The 19,269-nt window shown below is 71.5% G+C and carries 19 protein-coding genes; 5 read left to right on the top strand and 14 right to left on the bottom strand.

The features are described 5' to 3' along the window. Window positions 1-15 precede the first annotated feature (15 nt). From AC08OT_RS03865 to AC08OT_RS03855, 3 genes are all read right to left on the bottom strand, one after another. The gene (locus tag AC08OT_RS03865; protein WP_476602538.1) at window positions 16-480 is read right to left on the bottom strand and encodes a hypothetical protein; all 465 of its coding nucleotides are present in this window, start codon (window positions 478-480) and stop codon (window positions 16-18) included. A 487-nt stretch (window positions 481-967) separates the two neighbouring features. Next, on the bottom strand, window positions 968-1,660 hold the full coding sequence (locus AC08OT_RS03860) for a type I restriction-modification enzyme R subunit C-terminal domain-containing protein (RefSeq protein WP_476593806.1): 693 nt from the start codon (window positions 1,658-1,660) through the stop codon (window positions 968-970). Beyond that, window positions 1,657-4,629, bottom strand: coding sequence for a DEAD/DEAH box helicase family protein (locus AC08OT_RS03855; protein ID WP_476602537.1), 2,973 nt, complete (start codon window positions 4,627-4,629; stop codon window positions 1,657-1,659). Before AC08OT_RS03855 ends, AC08OT_RS03860 begins: the two co-directional genes overlap by 4 nt. Window positions 4,630-5,141: 512 nt before the next feature. On the opposite strand from AC08OT_RS03855, the gene AC08OT_RS03850 reads away from it, so the two are divergent. Further along, a complete protein-coding gene (locus tag AC08OT_RS03850; RefSeq protein WP_476594980.1) occupies window positions 5,142-5,816 on the top strand; it encodes a hypothetical protein in 675 nt (224 codons plus the stop codon). Here AC08OT_RS03850 and AC08OT_RS03845 read toward each other — a convergent pair. From AC08OT_RS03845 to AC08OT_RS03835, 3 genes are all read right to left on the bottom strand, one after another. After that, window positions 5,760-6,896, bottom strand: coding sequence for a bifunctional RNase H/acid phosphatase (locus tag AC08OT_RS03845; RefSeq protein ID WP_476593810.1), 1,137 nt, complete (start codon window positions 6,894-6,896; stop codon window positions 5,760-5,762). The genes AC08OT_RS03850 and AC08OT_RS03845 overlap by 57 nt on opposite strands. A gap of 50 nt (window positions 6,897-6,946) precedes the next feature. Further along, a complete protein-coding gene (locus AC08OT_RS03840; RefSeq protein ID WP_476593811.1) occupies window positions 6,947-7,690 on the bottom strand; it encodes a zinc ribbon domain-containing protein in 744 nt (247 codons plus the stop codon). A 146-nt stretch (window positions 7,691-7,836) separates the two neighbouring features. Beyond that, complete coding sequence (locus AC08OT_RS03835; RefSeq protein ID WP_476593812.1) at window positions 7,837-8,757, bottom strand: Nif3-like dinuclear metal center hexameric protein; 921 nt, start codon at window positions 8,755-8,757, stop codon at window positions 7,837-7,839. Window positions 8,758-8,917: 160 nt separating this feature from the next. On the opposite strand from AC08OT_RS03835, the gene AC08OT_RS03830 reads away from it, so the two are divergent. From AC08OT_RS03830 to AC08OT_RS03820, 3 genes are all read left to right on the top strand, one after another. After that, complete coding sequence (locus tag AC08OT_RS03830; protein ID WP_462187649.1) at window positions 8,918-9,121, top strand: hypothetical protein; 204 nt, start codon at window positions 8,918-8,920, stop codon at window positions 9,119-9,121. 613 nt (window positions 9,122-9,734) lie between these two features. Beyond that, the gene (locus AC08OT_RS03825; protein ID WP_476596797.1) at window positions 9,735-11,297 is read left to right on the top strand and encodes a zinc metalloprotease; all 1,563 of its coding nucleotides are present in this window, start codon (window positions 9,735-9,737) and stop codon (window positions 11,295-11,297) included. Then, the gene (locus AC08OT_RS03820; RefSeq protein ID WP_476602536.1) at window positions 11,278-11,643 is read left to right on the top strand and encodes a hypothetical protein; all 366 of its coding nucleotides are present in this window, start codon (window positions 11,278-11,280) and stop codon (window positions 11,641-11,643) included. Before AC08OT_RS03825 ends, AC08OT_RS03820 begins: the two co-directional genes overlap by 20 nt. Window positions 11,644-11,676: 33 nt before the next feature. On the opposite strand, the gene AC08OT_RS03815 is transcribed toward AC08OT_RS03820, so the two are convergent. Beyond that, entirely contained in the window at window positions 11,677-12,057 is a 381-nt protein-coding gene (locus tag AC08OT_RS03815; RefSeq protein WP_476592827.1) for a hypothetical protein, read from the bottom strand. 270 nt (window positions 12,058-12,327) lie between these two features. Here AC08OT_RS03815 and AC08OT_RS03810 point away from each other — a divergent pair, with 270 nt between their 5' ends. Continuing rightward, window positions 12,328-12,993, top strand: a complete 666-nt coding sequence (locus AC08OT_RS03810) for an LON peptidase substrate-binding domain-containing protein (protein WP_476592826.1) — start codon at window positions 12,328-12,330, stop codon at window positions 12,991-12,993. 63 nt (window positions 12,994-13,056) lie between these two features. On the opposite strand, the gene AC08OT_RS03805 is transcribed toward AC08OT_RS03810, so the two are convergent. The 7 genes from AC08OT_RS03805 to AC08OT_RS03775 all read right to left on the bottom strand — a co-directional run. Further along, the gene (locus AC08OT_RS03805) at window positions 13,057-13,761 is read right to left on the bottom strand and encodes a hypothetical protein (protein ID WP_476592825.1); all 705 of its coding nucleotides are present in this window, start codon (window positions 13,759-13,761) and stop codon (window positions 13,057-13,059) included. A gap of 165 nt (window positions 13,762-13,926) precedes the next feature. Further along, the gene (locus tag AC08OT_RS03800) at window positions 13,927-14,829 is read right to left on the bottom strand and encodes an ABC transporter permease (RefSeq protein ID WP_476594978.1); all 903 of its coding nucleotides are present in this window, start codon (window positions 14,827-14,829) and stop codon (window positions 13,927-13,929) included. Between the two features lie 13 nt (window positions 14,830-14,842). After that, window positions 14,843-15,805: an ABC transporter ATP-binding protein gene (locus tag AC08OT_RS03795; RefSeq protein ID WP_462188896.1), complete on the bottom strand. Its 963-nt coding sequence runs from the start codon at window positions 15,803-15,805 to the stop codon at window positions 14,843-14,845. 49 nt (window positions 15,806-15,854) lie between these two features. Beyond that, window positions 15,855-16,499, bottom strand: coding sequence for a DUF6308 family protein (locus AC08OT_RS03790; protein ID WP_462188889.1), 645 nt, complete (start codon window positions 16,497-16,499; stop codon window positions 15,855-15,857). Window positions 16,500-16,690: 191 nt separating this feature from the next. After that, a complete protein-coding gene (locus tag AC08OT_RS03785; protein ID WP_476592823.1) occupies window positions 16,691-17,752 on the bottom strand; it encodes a hypothetical protein in 1,062 nt (353 codons plus the stop codon). Beyond that, entirely contained in the window at window positions 17,749-18,690 is a 942-nt protein-coding gene (locus AC08OT_RS03780) for an RluA family pseudouridine synthase (RefSeq protein ID WP_462203493.1), read from the bottom strand. The genes AC08OT_RS03785 and AC08OT_RS03780 overlap by 4 nt, the downstream gene beginning before the upstream one ends. Then, window positions 18,671-19,269, bottom strand: a 599-nt coding sequence (locus AC08OT_RS03775; protein ID WP_476602535.1) for a signal peptidase II, incomplete at its 5' end; no start/stop codon positions are given. The genes AC08OT_RS03780 and AC08OT_RS03775, both read right to left, overlap by 20 nt.

Here is a 19,269-nt window from a genome sequence, read left to right as displayed (position 1 = left end):
CACCCACGTCCGAGCTTATCGCGGTCCCCACTTTCGTTCAGAAGAACATCGCCCGGCTGATAGAGTGAGCGCACGAGCCTTGGCTGCGGGCACCCGGATCGTCGATATCTTCGCAAGATCCAGATAACCTCGCTGCACATTCGCCACACGCAGGTACGGAACCTCAGGAAGGTCCGGGTCGGATTGCTTCTTGCCGTCCTTGGTCACCCCACCCACCACGTCGACGATCTCTCCAAGACGGCACCAGCGCCACTCCAGTGGAATCCCCGGAACATCACCGTCTACCGACACTCGATCATGAAGAAATGTGACACGTGGCGCGTCGGCCCACCGACCAACCCTGCCGAAGCACACCGCCGACAGCAACGAACTTTGCAGATGATCAATTCGCAATAATGTACGTTCCAACCCGCCTACGCCTTGCCTGATTCTCTCAAGCGACCCTTCGAGGACTGCGACAATGCGACGCTGCTCGACCAACGGAGGCACCCGGAGAGGTACACGTCGCAGCTCCCCGAGGCCAAGACGAGGTCGACCGACTCCCCTGATCTTGGACGCCGAATATCTTCGAGACTGCGGTGAGGTCAGGGCATGAAGCAGCCAACTCGGTTCGATGGAAGGGTGGGGCCGAACCCGAATACAATCGGCCTTCACGACAGCTGGTACTCCGAGATCCGGAACAATACATGCCCGAGGGAGTTCCTCACCCAGCGAGGCAGCAACGAGGTCACCCGCGTGCACTTCGTGCGCACGCAACTCCTCGAAATGATCGAGGTCTATATAAGCCTTGTCGCTGTCGTTGAAAGCACCGTCACCAATGTTCTGAAGGCGAATCACTCTGGCACCCGACGAAGTGTAGTGGCGCGAAGCCAGGTTCGACCCAAAAGGCCCGTCGGTGATGGCTCTGGGTTCTACCGCCAGCAGATCTTCCAGACAGGCCCATTCCCAGCCGGGGGGGGAGGTCCGGTCATGCGGTGAGGCCGGCGCGGAGGGTGTCGAGGACGGTGCTGGCGCGGTCATTACCGAAGGCGGCCAGGAAACCGTCCGTTCCGCCGCGTTGAGTGAACGGCCACTCGTCCAAGTCGCCGTCAGCGAAGCCCGCCGCACTCACCACGATCTCCTTGATCTTCTCCAGCCACCACGTCTGGTCGCGGGTGAACGTGACGCCGGCGTGCCGCTGCGCGGCGAGCCAGGCGGTGAACCGCTCCTCGACGACGGTCCGGTGGGGTCGCGGCTGGACGTCAACGCCCAGCTCATAGCGGATCAGCCCGATCAGATCCAATGGTCCGTAATTTACCTCCGGCTCCTCCGGCGCCAGCCCCAGCACCCGGTACGACCGCCACAGCGTAGTCGGCGACCACAGGTACGGTGGTCGGGCGATCCGCGCCGCCAGCTCGATCACCTGGGCGTACACCGGCCGCGGCCCGCCGCCGTGCTCGTAGGACGCCTCGATCAGAGCGATCTCGTCGTGGTGCTCGCGGAGGAACGCCCGCCAGGAGGTGACCTGATCGCGCGCCAGCTCGGTCCGGTCGACGCCCCCGGCGGAGAGCAGGACGTCCGCGTTCACCTCGTCGATGGTGATCTCGTGGGCGCGGCGGATCTCCAGCATGCGGGCGCGTAGGGCGGGATTGGCCGCCAGCGGGCGCACCGCCGCCTTCACCAGCTCGCGGATAGCGGACCGGCCGGGCCGGCGGCCTCGGCGTCGGCCAGCCGGTCCGGGTCGGCGGCCTGGATCAGGCTGCCGATCACGGACGTCAGCGGCGTCTGCGCGAGGGCCTCCAACTCGGTGCGTTCCTCGGCGGTGAGCTGCTGGTTGAGCCGGGCGAGCCGGGAAGCGAGTGTCGCCGTTTCCGCTGCGGTGATCTCCAGGCTGCCGGCCTTACGCAACAACGCCTCCAGGCTGATCTGCCGTTCGGTATGCCGGGTCAGTGGGGCCGCGTCCACCCGCTTCGTGTCGACGACGCCGACCGCGTCGACCAGTACGAACCGGTCCTTGGTGCGCGCGTCCGGGGTGACGCTCTGGAACTCGGTCGGGTCGATCGTCCGCGCGCCGCGCCCCTTCATCTGCTCGAAGGCGACCGGGCTCTTCGGGTTGCGCAGGAACAGCAGGCATTCCAGCGGACGCACATCCGTCCCGGTGGAGATCATGTCGACGGTGACGACGACGCGGAGCTCCGCCGAGTTCCGGAACGAGGCCAGCAGCTCCTCGGTGTTCCGTACCGAGCAGGTGATCTTCGCGGCGAAGTCGTTGCCCCGGTTGAAGACCTCCCGGATCCTGCAGACGATCTCGTCAGCGTGGTTGTCGTCGCGGGCGAACACCAGCGTCTTCGGCACCTCGGTGCGGCCCGGGAAGATCTCGGTGAACAGCCTGTCCCGGAACGTCGTGAGCACCAGGTCGAGGTTTCCCTCGCTGATGACGGATCGGCCGAGCTGGTCCGGGCCGTAGCTGAAGTCGTCGTCCAGCTCCTCGTACCGCTGCGCCCGGGTCCGCCGGTCACGGCGCGGCACGGTGATGCCGGCCTCGATGGTGTCGCCCCGCTCGCCATGCTTCGTGCGGATGCGGTAGACGTCGAAGTCGACGTTGACCTTGTCCGCCACCGCCTGCTGGTTGGTGTACTCGCTTACCAGGTTCCGCTGGAAGTACCCCAGCGTCTGCTTCGTCGGAGTCACGGTGAGCCCGACCTGGAAGGCCTCGAAGTACTCCAGCACCGCCCGCCATTTCCCGTAGATGGAACGGTGACACTCGTCGATGATGATGAGGTCGAAACTCTCCGGCGGCAGGTCGGCGTTGTAGGACACGGCGGCCGGCTCGGCGTCCTCGTCGCCCATCTCCGCCGGGCCGTCGTCAAGGTCCGGGTCGTCGGTGTCGGCATCCGGCACGCTGCGGCCCGACAGCACCGCGTACAGCCGCTGGACCGTCGAGATAACCACCTGCCAGGAGTCGGCCATCCCCGAGCCGGCGAGGATCTCGGCGTTGTACAGGTCGGTGAACCGGCGGCCGTCATCCGGGATCGGGTAGCCGGAGAACTCGGTGCGCGCCTGCCGGCCCAGGTTGTTGCGGTCCACCAGGAACAGGACGCGGCGGGCCCGCGCGTGGCGCAGTAGCCGGCAGCTCGCGGTTACGGCCGCGTACGTCTTTCCCGCGCCGGTCGCCATCTGGATCAACGCCCGCGGCCGGCCGGCGGCGAGCGAACGTTCCAGCCCGGTCACCGCGTCGACCTGCGCCGGCCGCAGCGACCCGGTGGCCAGCGGAAACGCCGCCGGCATCGCGGCGAGCCTGGCCCGCAGGGTCGGGTACGCCGGGTCCTCGTCGGCCTCCCGCATCCATCGGGCCAGTGTCTCCGGCTGGTGGAAGGAGAAGACCCGCCGGGCTCTCGGTGCGGGGTCGAAGTCGTTGGTGAACTGGGTCTCCACCGCCGTTGTCTCGTACCGGAACGGCAGTGGGGCACGCCAGGCGGCCATCCGCTGCTCCTTCGTCAACGTCTCCGCGTATCGGGCGGACTGGCTCTCCACCTGGGTGAGCGGCGTCCCCTCCCGCTTCGCCTCGATCACACCGACCAGCGCCTGGTTGACGTACAGCAAGTAGTCGGCCGGACCGGAGGCCGTGCGCCCCTCACGCACCGCCACCCCGTCGGCGGCGAACAGGTTCAGCGCGGAGACGTCCTGCACGACCCATCCGGCCGCCCACAGCATCCGGTCGACCTCGGCCCGGACCTGGACCTCCGTGCGCGGCTCGCGGGCCGCCACCCTGGCCCGTTGGATGAACGCCTCACGCTCGTCCGCCGTCGTCCGCCGCTCACGGCCGCCCACCCCGGATACCCGCACGCCGGTCTGCGGGGACAGCACCTCACGCACCGACATCGCGTCGGCGTCGGCGTCGGCGTCGGCGTCGGCGTCGAACACCATCCCCTCGACCGCACCACCGACCTGCGCATCGGACCGGTCCGCGGAAGAGACCACCGTGAGCGTCGAGATCAGCCCATGGAGATCCACACCGGTGGAATGCAGCGCCTGCATCTCCGCCTGAGCGTGGGCGAGTGCCTGCTCGGCCTCCGCCCGGGCGGTCCGCTCCGCCGCCAGCCGGTCATGGCTGCCGTCGAGGCGGAGCCCCGTCTCAGCCAGGCGATCCCGGTAGGCGGCGAGCTCCTCGCGCAGCCGGCGTAGCTCGGTCGCCTCCGCGGCAGACGGCGCCGCCGACGCCGCCGACGGGTCCGGGGCGGCCGGCGGGACGAAGGCGAACACCGTCCGGTCGCCGGTGAGAAAGCGGTGGAACCACACCCCCAGCTCGAAGCAGTGACCCACCATCGTGAGCGCCACCCGGACCTCACCGAAATGGCCGTGCACCGCCTCGTTGCCCGTGCGGCGAACAGCGTCGAACGCCCGCTTGATGCGAGGCTCCAGCAGACCGGCCCTGGCCAACGCGTTGACCCGGTCCACCTGGTGGTTTCCACGGGCCCGCGTTCCGGTCTCGGCAACCATCCGCTCGGCCAGCGCCTCGCCGAACTGGCGCGCCTTCATCAGGGACGTGTTCGGATCGGGGTAGATGTACGACTCGGCGCTCGCCCCGAACAGGACGAGCAGCGGCTCGTGGTCGAGCAGGAAGCCGAAGTTCCGCGACGCCCGCGCCAACCTCACAATCTGTGCGCGCAACGCGCCGTCCACCACGCCCCCCACGCGTCCGAGTCGCGAAACCGGCTCCGGAACGAGGCCAACCGCCTACCATAACGTACATATCATCCATCAGGGGACAAGTCTTCTTACTGGTCGTTTCTAGCCATGATGTGGTGACACTGCTACGGTAGGTGGCAATGTCGATCGAACGGCCGGATGCGAGCATCGATGCACCGGCCGCTCCCGGGAGACCGGGGGCCGGGCCGAGCCAGGCCGATGTGAAGGCGCGGCTGCTCGACCGGCTCACATCATCGGAGGCAGACTCCCCCGTTTCCGCCGACGACACCGAATCCGATGGCTTGGCATCCGCAGGCTCGGCCCCTGAAGGCTCGGCGCGGCCGGAGACGGAACGTTCCAGGATCGACGCCAAGCTGGACGCGCTCGATCGACGGAACACCTCGGGTGATCGTGCCCCGTGGCCGGCCGACCGTCGGTCGGCAGAGGACCCGCGGTCCACCGATCCTTCGCCGGTGGAACGCAAGCTCGCGCTGCTCGACCGCAGGCCCGGCGGTGAGATGGACGCGGCCAGGAAGCAGGATCGGCCAGCCGGACCGGAGAAGCTGGGGTGGCGGCTCACGAGGATCTGGCGGGAAAGCCTCCCGACTCGAGATGGACGCGCCTTCTTCGAGAAGTCCGACACGGACATGCGGAGGACCGCGATGGCCGCCGAGCCGGTCCCGGGAACCTACACAGCCGACCTGCATGGCGACCCGTCGGGATTCCGGGTCGGCAAGGTCGCGCTCGACGCCCGGCAGCTCAGCGCGCTCATCCGCGCCGACGAGAACTGGCGCGGCCGACCGGTGCGGCTGCTGTCCTGCGAGACCGGGCAGGGCGACAACCCCGTGGCCCAGAAGGTCGCGGACGAACTCGGGGTCGCGGTGACGGCACCGACCGAGCTGGCCTGGGCCGACGACCGCGGTAACGTGTGGACGACCTCGAGACGCCGTGACGAGTTCGGCGTCCTGGAGGAGACCATTCCATACGACGGCGCCTGGGGGAATGGGTCTGGGACGCATCCATCGCCTACTATCTCGAGGAGCACGATCTTCCGCCGGAGCCGGCCCCGCCTCAACCCGCCTGAGCTGCCCCTATTCGCCGTAGATCGTCTGGCCCGTCATGTGATGGGTGTCGTTGAACCCGCGTAGCACCGCCGGGCCGTCGGAGTACCAGTCGATGGTCGTCATCGACACCAGATCCAGGTGGAGGCGGTAGAGCACGGCCGGTTCCGCCGCCAGCGCCAGCTGGGCCAACCCCTTGATCGGCGTGACGTGTGAGACGACGAGGACCCGCCCGCCCGGCTGCTCGGCGAGCAGCCGGTCACGCACCCGCGCCACCCGGGCCACGGTGGCGATCAGGCTCTCCCCGCCGAGCGGCGGGACGTGCGGGTCGGCGAGCCAGGCATTGAGCTCGTCGGGGAACTTCTCACGCACCTCGGCGAAGGTCAGCCCCTCCCAGGCGCCGAAGTCGGTCTCCCGCAGATCGTCGACGACGACATAGTCGCGGCCGAGGGCCTCGGCGGTCTGCCGGGCCCGCTTCAGCGGCGAACTGACGACGAGATCGAACGGCTCGTCGCGCAGCCGGTTCGCCACGGCCGCGGCCTGGCCGAGCCCGACGTCGGTCAGGGCCGCCTCGACCGTCCCACTGAACCGCTTCTCCACCGAGAGCGGGGTCTGCCCGTGACGCAGCAACACGGTCGTCGTCGGTGGTGCGGGCGGCGCCATCCAGCCGGAGAGCCGGTTTGTCGTCGGCGCGCGGTGCGGGACCGGGTCCGGGGACTGCGGGACCGCGGGTTCCCAGGCCCGCCCGGCGGCGGCGGCGTCCATCGCCTCGTTCGCGAGCCGATCGGCGTCGGCGTTGCGCGCGCGGGGCACCCACTGGAAACGGACCGCGGGGAACCGGGCGGCGAGTTCCGTCGCCTCAACCACCAGCGGCCGCATCGCCGGATGCTTGACCTTCCACCGGCCGCTCATCTGCTCGACAACGAGCTTGGAGTCCATCCGAACCTCCACCTCGGCGTCCGGGGCGATCTCAGCGGCGGCCCGCAGCCCGGCGATCAGCCCGGAGTACTCGGCGACGTTGTTCGTGGCGCGCCCGATCGAGTCCGCGCGCTCGGCCAGCAGCTTCCCCGAGCCGGCGTCGCGGACCACGGCTCCGTAGCCCGCCGGGCCCGGGTTGCCCCGCGACCCGCCGTCGGCCTCGATGACCAGCCTGCGCACGGTGCCCATCTACATGCTCCCCTCGTCTGACCCCGAGGCGGGCGGTCCCGCCGACGGTGCTACAGCCCCGATTCGGGGGTACGGACCAGGATGCGCCGGCACTCCTCGCAGCGCACCACCTCATCTGCCGGCGCCGCCGCCACGGCGCGCAGGTCGCCGCCCGACAGCTCGAGATGACAACCCTGGCAGCGGCGGCGCAGCAGGGCCGCGGCGCCCACTCCGCTGGAGGACGCCCGGATCTGCTCGTACAGCGCGACCAGCGCCTCGGGCAGCTCCGGGACGAGAGCGTCGCGGTCGTGGCGCAGCCGCGCCACCTCGGCGTCGATCTCGGCGTAAGCCTTGTCCCGCGCGGCCACCGCCGCGTCGAGCTCGGCCTGCAGGGCCGATCGCTGCTGGGACAACGCGGAGAGCCGGCTCTCCAAGCCCTCGACGATCTCCATCTTCTCGAGCGCGTCGTCCTCGAGCACGCCCTGACGGCGGGTCAGCGAGGCGAGCTCCGCTTGCAGGTTCTCCAGCTCACGCGGCGTCGAGACGGCGCCGGAATCAAGCCGCTGGGAGTCACGGGCCGAACGGGTCCGCACGAGGTCGATCTCATTCTCCAGCTTGCGCTGGGCACGCGCGACGTCGCTCAGCTCGGTCTGCACCCCGACGACCTCACCGTCCAACGAGGTCAGCGCGGCGGTGCGCTCGGTGATGACGGCGTGCTCCGGCAGACCGCGTCGGCGGGCCACCGACCGGTCGATACCGGTGTCGAGCGCCTGCAGATCGAGCAGGCGGAGCTGAACTGCTGGGTCGGCCTTCATCGATTCCTCACTGGTACGCCTGAACGACTACACCTGGCCGACCAGGCCGGGGCGACCAGGCCCGACCCGACGCGGCGACCTCCGTGACCCGGGCCTCGCGTGACCCGAGCCTCGCGTGACCCGGGCCTGCGCGCCGCCGGCACCGCCTACCGGGACGGAACGTGCACCCGCCAGGGATCGGTCACGATAGCGGATACCGACGTGCTCACCGTACGTCCCCCCGCCCGCAGACCGACGCGCAGGCGGGTGGCGGCCTGGCTCAGCCACGGCCATTCACTCGCCCAGTGGGCGACGTCGACCACCACGACCCCGTGCGCACCGACGGCGTCGAGGACGTGGTGATGCCGGCCGTCCGCGGTGACGAGGACGTCCGCTCCCGCGGCCTCGGCGGCGGCGACCAGTTCTCCCCCCGAGCCGCCGCACACCGCGATCCGCCGGACGAGCCGGTCCGCGGTACCCGTCGCCCGGACCCCGCCCGCCGTCGCCGGCAGCGCCCGGACGACCCGGGCACAGAACCGTTCCAGGGACTCGGCCGCGGGCAGGTCACCGATCCGGCCGAGGCCCCGGCACACGCTCGCCCCGCCGGCACCGCCCTCATCACCGACACCGCCCTCGTCGGCCCCGGCGTCCGCCGGAGCGGGCAGCGGGGCCGGGCCGGGCAGCAGTCCCGGGCCGAGCAGCGGGGCGACGTCGCGCAACCCCAGGGCGTCGGCAAGCGCGTCACTCACGCCCGGCGCGGCGACATCGGCGTTCGTGTGCACGGTGTACAGGGCGACGCCGGCCCGGATCAGGGTGGCCACGACCCGCCCGCCCGGACCGGTCTCGGCGACGCCGTGCACTCCCCGCAGGAACAGCGGGTGGTGGGTGACGAGCAGCTGAGCTCCCACCGTGGCGGCCTCGGCCGCCACCTCTGGGGCCGGATCCACCGCAAACAGGACGGCCGAGACCGGCGCGTCCGGATCACCCACCGCCAGTCCCACCGCGTCCCAGGACTCGGCCCAGGACGGGGGGAAGAAACGCTCAAGCACGGCCACACAGTCACGCACTGTCGCCGACGGAAAGGTCACCACCGTGACCCTACCCGCTTCGTCGCAGCAACCTGCCAGCCGGTCACACTGCCCGGTGCCGCGCCCGAGCGCCGCGCGGGCGGTCGCCCCAGCCCCGTAACGTCACCGGTGGCAACACGCCCGCAATGTGCTGGCGAGCCGCGAGGAAAGGGCAGTCGTCATGGCGGACGTTTCAGTGCGATTCCAGGTAGCGGGGGATGCCGAGATCGTGCTGAACCTCGCGACCCCGCAGGCTGTCCGGCTGGTGGAAGCCATCATGCGCAAGGTGGCCGAGGCCATGGGCGTGCCGGAACGGCCCGCCGTCGGGGCCATGTGGCCCGACGTGCCATCGGCGCAGGCACCGTTCGCTCCGGACCGGCGCTGAGCCGCTGAGCCACCGAGCCACGCGGGCGGCTGCCCGTCACCGGCGGCCGCCGGTGACGGGCAGCCGCCGGAGCCGATATCCGACTGGGCGCCGCCCAGTCGGTGGATCCGTGGCGCCACTGTCCGGCCGATGGACGCCCGCCGCCGGCTATGTTGGCGCAATCCCTTCGGACAAAGCAGGCAAAGGTACCAGATCGGCACTCTGCGCGCTTGTTTTCGCAAAAGCCGGCGCAGCAAAGCTGCAACACGATACAACTCCGCACAGCCATCCCCACCGAAAGGAAAATGATCAAGTATGGCGGGGGACGTACCGGCCGACGAACACGCGCTCATCATCTCGGCCGGAGGGGAGACGGGCCGAGCACTCCGTGCGGCGTTCGCGGCGATCGCAGCCACCGGCGCATCCTCGGATGACGGGGTCGACCAGACCGCCGAGAGCGACGGCTCGCCAACCGATCCCACCCTGGCCAACGAACGACAGCCGCTGCACCGCTACGGCAGGGTCCACGTGCTGGGCCAGCCTCGGGACATCTCCACGGCGACGGCGACGGCGGAACGCGCCGCCGCCCGGCTGGCAGCGACGGTCCTTCCCCCCCCCCGCGGACGGCAGCGTCGTGTCGACCACCGGGGTGTCGCCCGGTCTGAGCCGCGCCGAGACGCTCGGGCTAGACGCCTTCCGTCTGCGGGCCAGCGCCGCCTACCGGCATCTCAAGCAGGAACGTCCCCGCGACGGCCGGCCGTGGGACATGGACCGGCCCTGCACCGACATCCCGCCGCCCCGGGGCAGCTCGCCTGATCCGGACCGGCCGTCCCCGCATGCCCAGACGACACCGCATGCCCAGGCGAACGGGCGGGCCGAGGCCCAGAGCCCGACCGCCGCGCCCGCGGACACCCGGACCGCCGCGCAGACCACCCAGGCGCCCTCCCCCACCAGCGCGGCGCTGGAGGGATCGGTGGCCGTCGGGCTGATCCTCGTGGAAGGGCCGACCACCGCACTGCAACTGACCGCCGCGGAACGCACCAAGATCGTGGCCGAGGTGCAGAACGGGTTGTCCTGGTACGCGACCACGAACCCGGCGGCCGACCTGACCTTCCACTACGACATCCAGATCGTGCGGCTGCCCGTCCCAGCGGACCCGAACGCGCCCGACCTCGAGGCGCTGTGGCGTGACCCCACCATGAGCCGGCTCGGCCACGCGGCCAGCTTCGACGGCGTCTACGACTACGTCGACGCGCTCCGGGCCCGGCTCGGCACCCGGTCCGCCTACTGCGCGTTCTTCACCAAGTATCCGCTGGGATACTTCGCGTACTCCTCGGTGGGTGGTTCCCGGCTCGTGATGTCCTGCGACAACGACGGCTGGGGACCGGACAATATCGACCGGGTCTTCACCCACGAGACCGGCCACATCTTCGGCGCTCCGGACGAGTACGCGGGCGCCCAGTGCGACTGCGGCGGTCGGTGGGGGGCGTTCCACGCCCCAAACGGCAACTGCGACGCCTGCGCGCCCGCGCCCGTCGACTGCCCTGTGATGCGCTCGAACAGTTTCGCACTGTGCCGCTACACCCCCAGCCACCTCGGCTGGGGCCACGGAGTGAGCGGCAACCCGGCGCTCGTCCAGACCAGGGGGCTCGGCCGGATCGGCAACTTCGACGCCGTCGTCCCCTCGGCCTTCGCCGGGCTGACCCACGTCTGGCGGGACAACGACGCGGCCGGCTTCCCCTGGATGGCCCCGTGGCAGACGGCCCAGGAGCTCGGCCGGATCGATGCCGTCACCATGATCCAGAGAACCCTGGCCAGGCCGGGACCCCTCGAGGTCGCCGTCCGGGCCGGCTCGGCGCTGTACTTCCTGTGGCGGGACTCCACCGGTGCCTTCGCCTGGCACCCGCCGACCCGCCTCGCCCAGGGCGTGGGGGGCGTTCCGTCGCTGGTGCAGAGCCGGCTGGGCAGCAAGGGCAACTTCGAACTACTCGTGCCCGCCGCGGACGTCGGCATCCTGCACCTGTGGCGCAACCATGACATCCACGGATTTCCGTGGAGCACTCCGAAGCTGTTCGGCGCGAACCTCGGGCGCGTCGACGCCGTCAGCCTCATCCACGGCACGCTGGGCGGCGGCAACGGGAATGTTGGAAGCGGTCGCCCGGGTCGGCAACCGGCTCGTGCACCTCACCCGCGATAACAGGGCGGTCTGGCGCACCGGCCCCGTCTTCGCCGAGGGCGTGACGGGCAATCCGGTGCTCATCCAGAGCGCCTTCCCCGACGGCTCCCGCAACTTCGAGGTGGTCGTCCCCGCCGCGGGCCGGGGACTCATCCACTTCTACCGGAACAACGGCGCGCCATCCCCGGTCTGGAGCGGACCGCGGCCGTTCGCGCCGGAGCTGGGCCGGGTGGACGCCGTCTCGATGATCCAGAGCAACTTCGACGGGCATCTGGAGGTGCTCGCCCGCGTCGGCGACCGGCTCCACATGGTCTGGCGTTCGTCGGGCCCCGGTGCGAGATGGTCGGTCCCCCGGCGCGTGTTCTGAGCCGCCGCGCGTGTTCTGAGCCGCCGCGCGGGGTCATCCGGCCGGCGGCGCCCCGGGTGGCCGGTCAGGCGGGAGGTACCCCGGCGTGTCCCAGGGCTCACCACCCGCGGGATCGCGGTGCTTGGCACCCCTCCGCGCCAGCCAGCCGTCGACGAACAGGCTCTCGGCGGCGGTGAGGGACTCCCGCAGCGCCGAGGGAACCTGATCGACGAAGACCCCGCACACCCCGGGCAGGGCAGCCACCTCCGGCGCCCGCGAGGGGGGCAGCGCCACGAGAGCCAGCCGGGGGCGCAGGGCCGAGGTCACGGTGCCGAGGACGGCCAGTTCGGCCAGTGGATCGGCACCCGTGCCGGTCGAGAAGCCCCGGTCCGGCCGGTGGAAGACGACCAGCAGCTCCGGCTCGGTTTCCCACACCGGGCCATTCTCCCGCGAACGAACCCGGATGGAAGGCCCCCAGGCACCGGCGGCCCACCGTCCGGGCTCCCAGCCCACCGCCCGAACCCGCGCCCGGTGAGAATCACAGTCCTTTCTGGATGGACACCGTGGCTACCGGGGGACAGGGTTGGGACAAACGTCCGACTCCTGGTCGTGGACCCGCCCCGGGCGGTCCTCGCCCGACCGCCACCGGCCGCTTCCGGTCCCGTCCGGGGCCGGAGAGGGCAGGGCAGGAAGAAGGCACCGCAGTTGAGCGAGCGGCTTCCTCTGTTCCCGCTCGGGACGGTCCTGCTCCCCGGGCTGGTCCTACCCCTGGAGATCTTCGAGGAACGGTACCGGATCTTGGTGCGGGAACTGCTCGAGCAGCCCGCTGACCAGGTCCGACGGTTCGGAGTGATCGCCATCCGGCGAGGCCGGGAGGTGGGTCCGGCCCTGCCGGCGATCCACGACGTGGGCTGCACCGCCGTGCTGCGGCGCGTCCAGGAGCACTCCGACGGGCGGTTCTCGCTCATCACGGTGGGCGGTGACCGGTTCCGGATCCGCACGGTGGACCGGCACAGCGAGCCCTACCTCGTCGGGGACGTCGATTACCTGCCGGAGGACGTCGGCGACACCGACGGCACCGTTCCGGCGGTCCAGCGTCTGCTCCGAACCTACGCCGACCGGCTCGCCGCCACCGGCACCGTGCAGATCTCGCTGCCGGACCTCCCCGACGACCCGATCGCCCTTTCGTACGTGATCGCCGCCGCCGCCGTCACCGACGTCACCGAATGTCAGGGGCTGCTCGCCGCGCCGGACGCGGCCAGCCGACTGCGGGCCGAACGGGCGCTGCTCCGCCGGGAGATCGGCCTCCTGGAAAAGATCACCACTATCGGATCGAGCGAGTTGCGCCGAGTCGATCCCAGCCCGAACTGACCGTTACCCGAACTGGCCCCGGGCCGAACCGTGGGACGTTCGCCCCGTCCGGGGGATCGACGCTCAGTCCCCAGCCCCAGCCCCGTAGCCGGGCGCGGTCGGACCCCGCCTGTCCTCGGCGGCGTCCGACCGGGCCCGCGAGGTCACCCACAGCCCGACGAGGAGCATGACCAGGGCGGTCACCGGCATGACGAAGTAGAGCCCGCCCGCGCGGACCTTCATGTCCACCAGATCGGTGAGCAGCGGAGAGGCGTCCTTCGGCAGCGCGTGCAGCAGCTGGGGCGAGCGCCGCAGGTGGCCGATCCAGCCGGCGATCAGCGAGCCGCCGATGCCGCCCGCGGCGAGCCCGACCGGGACCGGCCATCCCGCGTCCCGGACCCGCCAGCACGCCACGGCACCGCCGATCACACCGGCAACCGCGCAGATCTGGGCGAACCGGACGTCGATGTCGCTCTGGACTGTGAACGCCGATTCATGCCCGCCCAACGCCGCGGCGAGATCCAGGTGCGGCGCGGTCGCGGCCCAGAGCAGGCCGAGCGGGAAGCCGGCGAGCGCCATCGCCGCCGCGCAGATCAGGCCAGCGACGGCTGCCGGACGAGCACCGAACGCCCGGCCCAGGCTCCGCCCGGGCGGCGCCGGCTCACCGGCCGCGGGGACGGCAATCGCCGGATCGAGGGTCGGCTGACCAGGGTGGTGCGGCCTGTCCCCGGGTGGGACGGACAGCGCGGCCGGCTCGACTCCGCGGATGTCCGACGACCGCTCCGTCATGACGCGCTTCCTGCCACTGGCTGTCTGTCTCCTCGTCCCCGGCCTACCAGCGTCCCCGGCCTACCAGCGCATCGTCGCCGACCGGCCGCAGGCCGTTGACCCTACCGCGCCGGGCGGTCCCGCAGTGGTCCTGCTACTACGCTGGTCCTGCTAACTATGACGCCCTCAGGATGTGCCGACACGGCGCAGCGCCACCGCCGCGACAGACAGCGCCACCACCCCGACGGCGGCGCAGATCCCGAGGTCGAGGACCACCTTCGCCCAGTCGACGCCGGGTTGGAAGGCGGCCGCGAGGGCGTCCACCGCGTAGCTGCTGGGCAACGCGTCCCGCGCCCAGCGGCCGACCTCGGGCAGCCGGCCGGAGGGGATCACACCGAAAAACAGCACGATGCTCATTCCGAGCTGGCCGGCGACGGTCGCGAGCTCCGACCGAGGAGCGAGCAGGCCGACCGCCGCCCCGAGCCCGGACAGGCAGATCCCGGCGAGGGCCACGACAGGCAGCAGCAGCCACAGGCCAGACAGCGGCAGCCCGTAGAGCAGCGCCCCCAGCACCGCGGTGACGACGGTGCCGGGCGCCGCGAAGGTCGCATATGAGGCCGCCGTGCCCAGCACCACCGCGACGCCGGGCACCGGCAACGTGAGGTAGTAGTCCAGGGCACCGGACGCCCGCAGCGCCCCGAACCGCTGGGCCAGCAGGTTCAACGCGACGAAGGCGACCACGAGCACCGTGGAACCCGCCACGACCTGCCCGGCGGCCGTGGTGTCGCCGACGTCGAGAATCCCGCGCAGCAGCACGAGGATCCCGACCGACTGGAACGACGCGACGAACAGCAGCGGGATCCGTCCCACCTTGGAGCGGGCGAGCTGCCCGCGGTAGACCGCACCGAACGCGGTGCGGAACGACGTCAACGGCGGCAGCTGCGGCGGGCCCAGCGGGGCGCTGCTCGGCGGGGCGGAGGCCGGCGCCGGCCGCGTGGCGGGAAGCAGGCGGCCATCCACGACCGATGGCGCCGGCACCCCGGATGCCCCGCCACCGGATGCCCCGAGCGCGTCCGGAACGACGGTCACCGGAAAATCACGATCATGCGCGCTCCAGGTCCCGCGACCCGCCGCCGAGGGTGAGGTACACGTCCTCCAGCGAGGGAGTGGCGAGACTGAAATCGTCCAGCGCGGCGAACGCCGGGCCGGCGGTCAACCGGCCGAGGGCGTCACGGGCCGCGGCCGGAGCCAACCGGATGGTCCACCGCCGTCCGTTGACCACGGCGAGCGCGGCCAACGTCGCGACGGTGGGATCGTCCGCGGGCGGGTCGTGGCGCCACGCGAGGTCGAGCCGGACGTCACCGGACAACGATGCCTTGAGCTGGCCCGGAGTGTCGCAGGCGATCACCCGCCCGGCGTCCAGGACGGCGACCCGGTCGAGCACCGACTCCGCCTCGAGGACGTTGTGCGTGATCAGCACGACGGTGACACCGACGGTGTCCCGGCGACGTTGCAGCGCCGACCACACGGCCCGCCGGGCGACGGGGTCGAGGCCGGTGGTTGGCTCGTCGAGGACGAGCATCGGCCGGTCCCCCACCAGGGTGGTGGCGACACACGCCAGCCGGCGTTGCCCACCGGACAGCTTCGACAGCGGGCGATGCGCCACCGCCTCCAGACCAAGCTCGCCGAGCACGGCGTCACGGACCGCCCGCACGGCGGAGCGGGGGACGCCGCGCATGCGGGCGGTGGTCGCCACGGCCGTGGCGACCGGCAGCTCGGCCAGCGCGAGATCATCCTGACCCAGGTAGGCGGCGAGCCGGGCCGGCAGACCGCGGGCGGCCAGCACGTCGCGGCCAAAAAGGGTAATCGTGCCCGCGTCCGGCCGCAGCAGACCCATCAACTGGCGGACCAGCGTGGTCTTCCCGGCGCCGTTCGGCCCGAGCACCCCGAATACCTCGCCCTGCCGGACGTCGAGATCGATCCGATCATTGGCGAGAACGGCATGCTCACCCGTCCCGTGCCGCCGGGTGAGCCCGCGGACCGCGTAGCTCAACACATCGACCATTGTCGCAGTCGGATCCGGTCGATGGTCCCGGGCCGGCGACTGGCGCTGATCACACCGCGCTGCTCATCCACACCACGACATCGAGCATCCGCAGCGGGGTGATCGGGGGACCCGCGACGGGTACCAGCGCCCCGAGCCGGCGGAACTCCTCGGCGTTCTCCCGCAGGTCGTACTGCATCGCGCGGATGAGCAGGCCCATGTACTGCCGCCAGGACCGCCCGTCCCGCGGCGACGGCGGGACGCAGTCCTCGTGCTGGTAGAAGATCCTCACCTTGGAGTCGAACAACGGGACCAGGGCGGGCCGCTTGCGGTGCAGCACCTTGGCGATGAGGGAGCCCTTGACGTCCCGGTCGGAGACGTCCGGGTCGTCGAGGGGGTCGTAGAGCGCAGCGACCAGATCGAGGGTGACCTCGTCGGCCTCGATGAGCTCGATGCCGGGAGGAAGCCTGTCCAACGCCCGCTGTAGCAACGGCATCAGTGCGGTGAGCGTGTGCATCCGATCCACGTCCACGTGCACGCCGAGCAGGCACGGGGCCAGGAGATCCCCGGTGCACAGCAGATCCGGATCACTATTGGTGACCAGGCCGTCGTAGTACGGGTAGGCGTAGCGCAGACCTCGCTTGCGCGGCCCCAGGTACTCCTCGAGCAGGCTCTCCGCGTCGAAGACCTCCCGGGTGCCTTTCGCCAGCTTCAACCTGGGTCTCCTCATCATGATCCGTGAACTCCCCGGCCGGTCGCAACCCCAGGTGACGAAGCCGGTCTCCTCCCTCATCTTCTCCTGTCCCGGTCGACGATGGCGCAGGGGTCGGGTGCCACGCCAGAACGGTCACCGTCCGCCACCCGTGCCCGGCACACCGTCCGATCATGCGGACGGTCTCGACCGGGTCAGCGACGGTCCGGGGACAGTGGGATGAATCTCATACCCGGCGGCCCGCTTCCCGGTGGGGCCGGGTCCACCACCCGCACCCGAGGATCGGTCTCGAGCTGCGAGAGCCGGCCGGCCGGGGCGCGGACCACCGCGGCGAACAGACATCCACACCCGGCCCGCAGATCGCTCGCCGCTCGCCGCTCGCGGTCGGCGGCGGCAGTGTCGCCGACCTGCGTGTCGGCAGCGGCTCGGGCGTCCGCCTGGGCCGCCGCCGACCCGAAGGCGGCCCGGACGTCGGCCACCGGATCGCGCACGAGGGCCTGCTCCTGTTCACCCCCGATACCGGCGGTGAAGAACACCTGCACGGTCCGGAAGTCGCCGAACACCTCGAGCAGGTCGGCGGGGGTGCGGGGCGCGGTGAGACTGGCCACGGCGTAAAGATCGGCGCCGGGGGCGGCCGAGGTCAGCGACGCGAGGTTCTGCCGGCTGGCGCCGAGGTAGTCGGCGACCGGATCGTTCGGCCCGGGGCCGATCGTCACCACGGGCAACACGGACGCCGCCGGCTGGTCGGGCGCCGCCGGCTGGTTCGCGGACGTCGGCGCCTCCCCGGTCGCCGGGGAGGACCGTCCGGACGACGGAGCATGATCGACGCCCTGCAGGATCGCGGCCGTCGCGCTCACCACGATCAACACGACGAGTCCGAGGACAAGCATCCGGACGCCCCATTCCACCACCCCGCCGGGCGTGACTCCTGCCACGTCGAGCAGGGCCGGCGGACCGTCATCGTCGTCGGAGCCGGCAGGCGAGGGACGGGCCCGGTCCCGGGTCCGGCGGACCCGACCGATCTCCCGCGCCGCCAGGCCCACCATCCGCGCCCGGACGATCGCGATCGCGCGAGAGATCGCCGGCAGCGTGCGGGCGTCGACCCGATCGAGCAGCGCCCCCAGCTCGTGGACCGGTGGGCACACGGTGGGCCACCCCCGGCCGGCGGGGGCCTGGGCCGGCACCGCTCCCCCAGGTGCCGCGGGAGCGGGCACCGGCGCCGAGGTCGCCTCCCCGAACGTCACCGGCTCCGTCATGGCTGGTCCCGCAGTCGTTCCACCGCCTCGGCCAGGTCAGCCGGGTCCGGGCTGGTGAACTCGACCCGTCCGCCGTGACCGGGATGATCGAAGGACAGCTGCGCCGCGTGCAGCCACTGGCGGGTCAGGCCGAGCCGCTCGGCGAGCGTGGGGTCGGCCCCGTAGGCGAGGTCCCCGACGCACGGGTGCCGCAGGGCGGACATGTGCACCCGGATCTGGTGGGTGCGCCCGGTCTCCAACCGCACGGACAGCAGGGAGGCGGCCCGGAACGCCTCCTGGAGATCGTAGTGGGTGATACTCGGCTTGCCGTCCGCGACGACGGCGAACAGCCCCGGCCGGCGCGGATGCCGGTCGATCGGGGCGTCCACGGTGCCCCGCAGCGGATCGGGATGGCCCTGCACCACGGCCCGGTAGCGTTTGTCCACCGCACGGTCACGGAACGCCCGTTTCAGCAGGGTGTACGCACGCTCGCTCTTGGCGACCGCCATCACCCCGGTGGTACCGACGTCGAGACGGTGCACCACCCCCTGACGCTCGGCCGCGCCCGAGGTGGAGATGCGGTATCCCGCGGCCGCCAACGCCCCGATCACGGTCGGTCCGGTGAAGCCGGGCGCCGGATGGGCGGCGACCCCGACCGGCTTGTCCACGACGATGATGTCGTCGTCGTCGTAGAGGATGCCGAGACCCTCGACCGGCGTGGGTTCCACCGCCACCGGACGCGGCGGGGCGGGCAGCCGGACCTCCAACCAGGCACCGCCGCTGACCCGGTCGGACCGGCCCCGGACCTTCCCGTCAAGGCTCGCCTGGCCGTCGTCGACGAGCGCGGCGGCCACGGTCCGCGACAGCCCGAACATCCTCGCGATCGCCGCGTCGAGACGGACGCCGTCGAGCCCGTCCGGGACCGGTAGGGACCGCAGGTCACCGCCCGTGATGGTCACTGCCCCCGCCGACGGGCTGATGCTCGGCGTAGCGCGTGCCGTCCAGACCCACGCCGCGCAGGGACAGGATGACCGCGAGCACGCCGCCGCAGACGATCGCGGAGTCGGCCACGTTGAAGATGGGCCAGTAGTGGAGGTGAACGAAGTCCACGACGTGACCGCGCAGGGGACCCGGCGCGCGGAAGATGCGGTCGGCGAGGTTGCCCAGCGCCCCGCCGAGTAGGGCGCCGAGCACGAGAGCCCACCCCACCGACCGCAGCCGGCGGGCGGTGAACACCACCACCGCGACCACGGCCAGGGCGACCAGGCTGAGCAGCGCCGTCGCGCCGCCCGCGAGGCTGAAGGCCGCTCCGGAGTTGCGGGTGAGCTCCAGGTCGAGCAGGCCGGGGATGACCTCGACAGGCCCCCGGTCGGACAGGGTGGCCACCGCGACGTGCTTGGTGATGATGTCCGACAGCAGGACGATCGCCGCCGCGACCGTCAGCGTGGCCACCGCCCGGCGGGAACCGGCGGTCGGGCGAGCCTCGTCCCGCCCGCGCGGTACCGGCGCCGACCCCCCGGGCGGGGCCGAGGGCTTCG

The sequence above is a fragment of the Frankia sp. CgJB1 genome (assembly GCF_977947065.1).
This window is presented reverse-complemented; position numbering and strand designations above follow the sequence as displayed.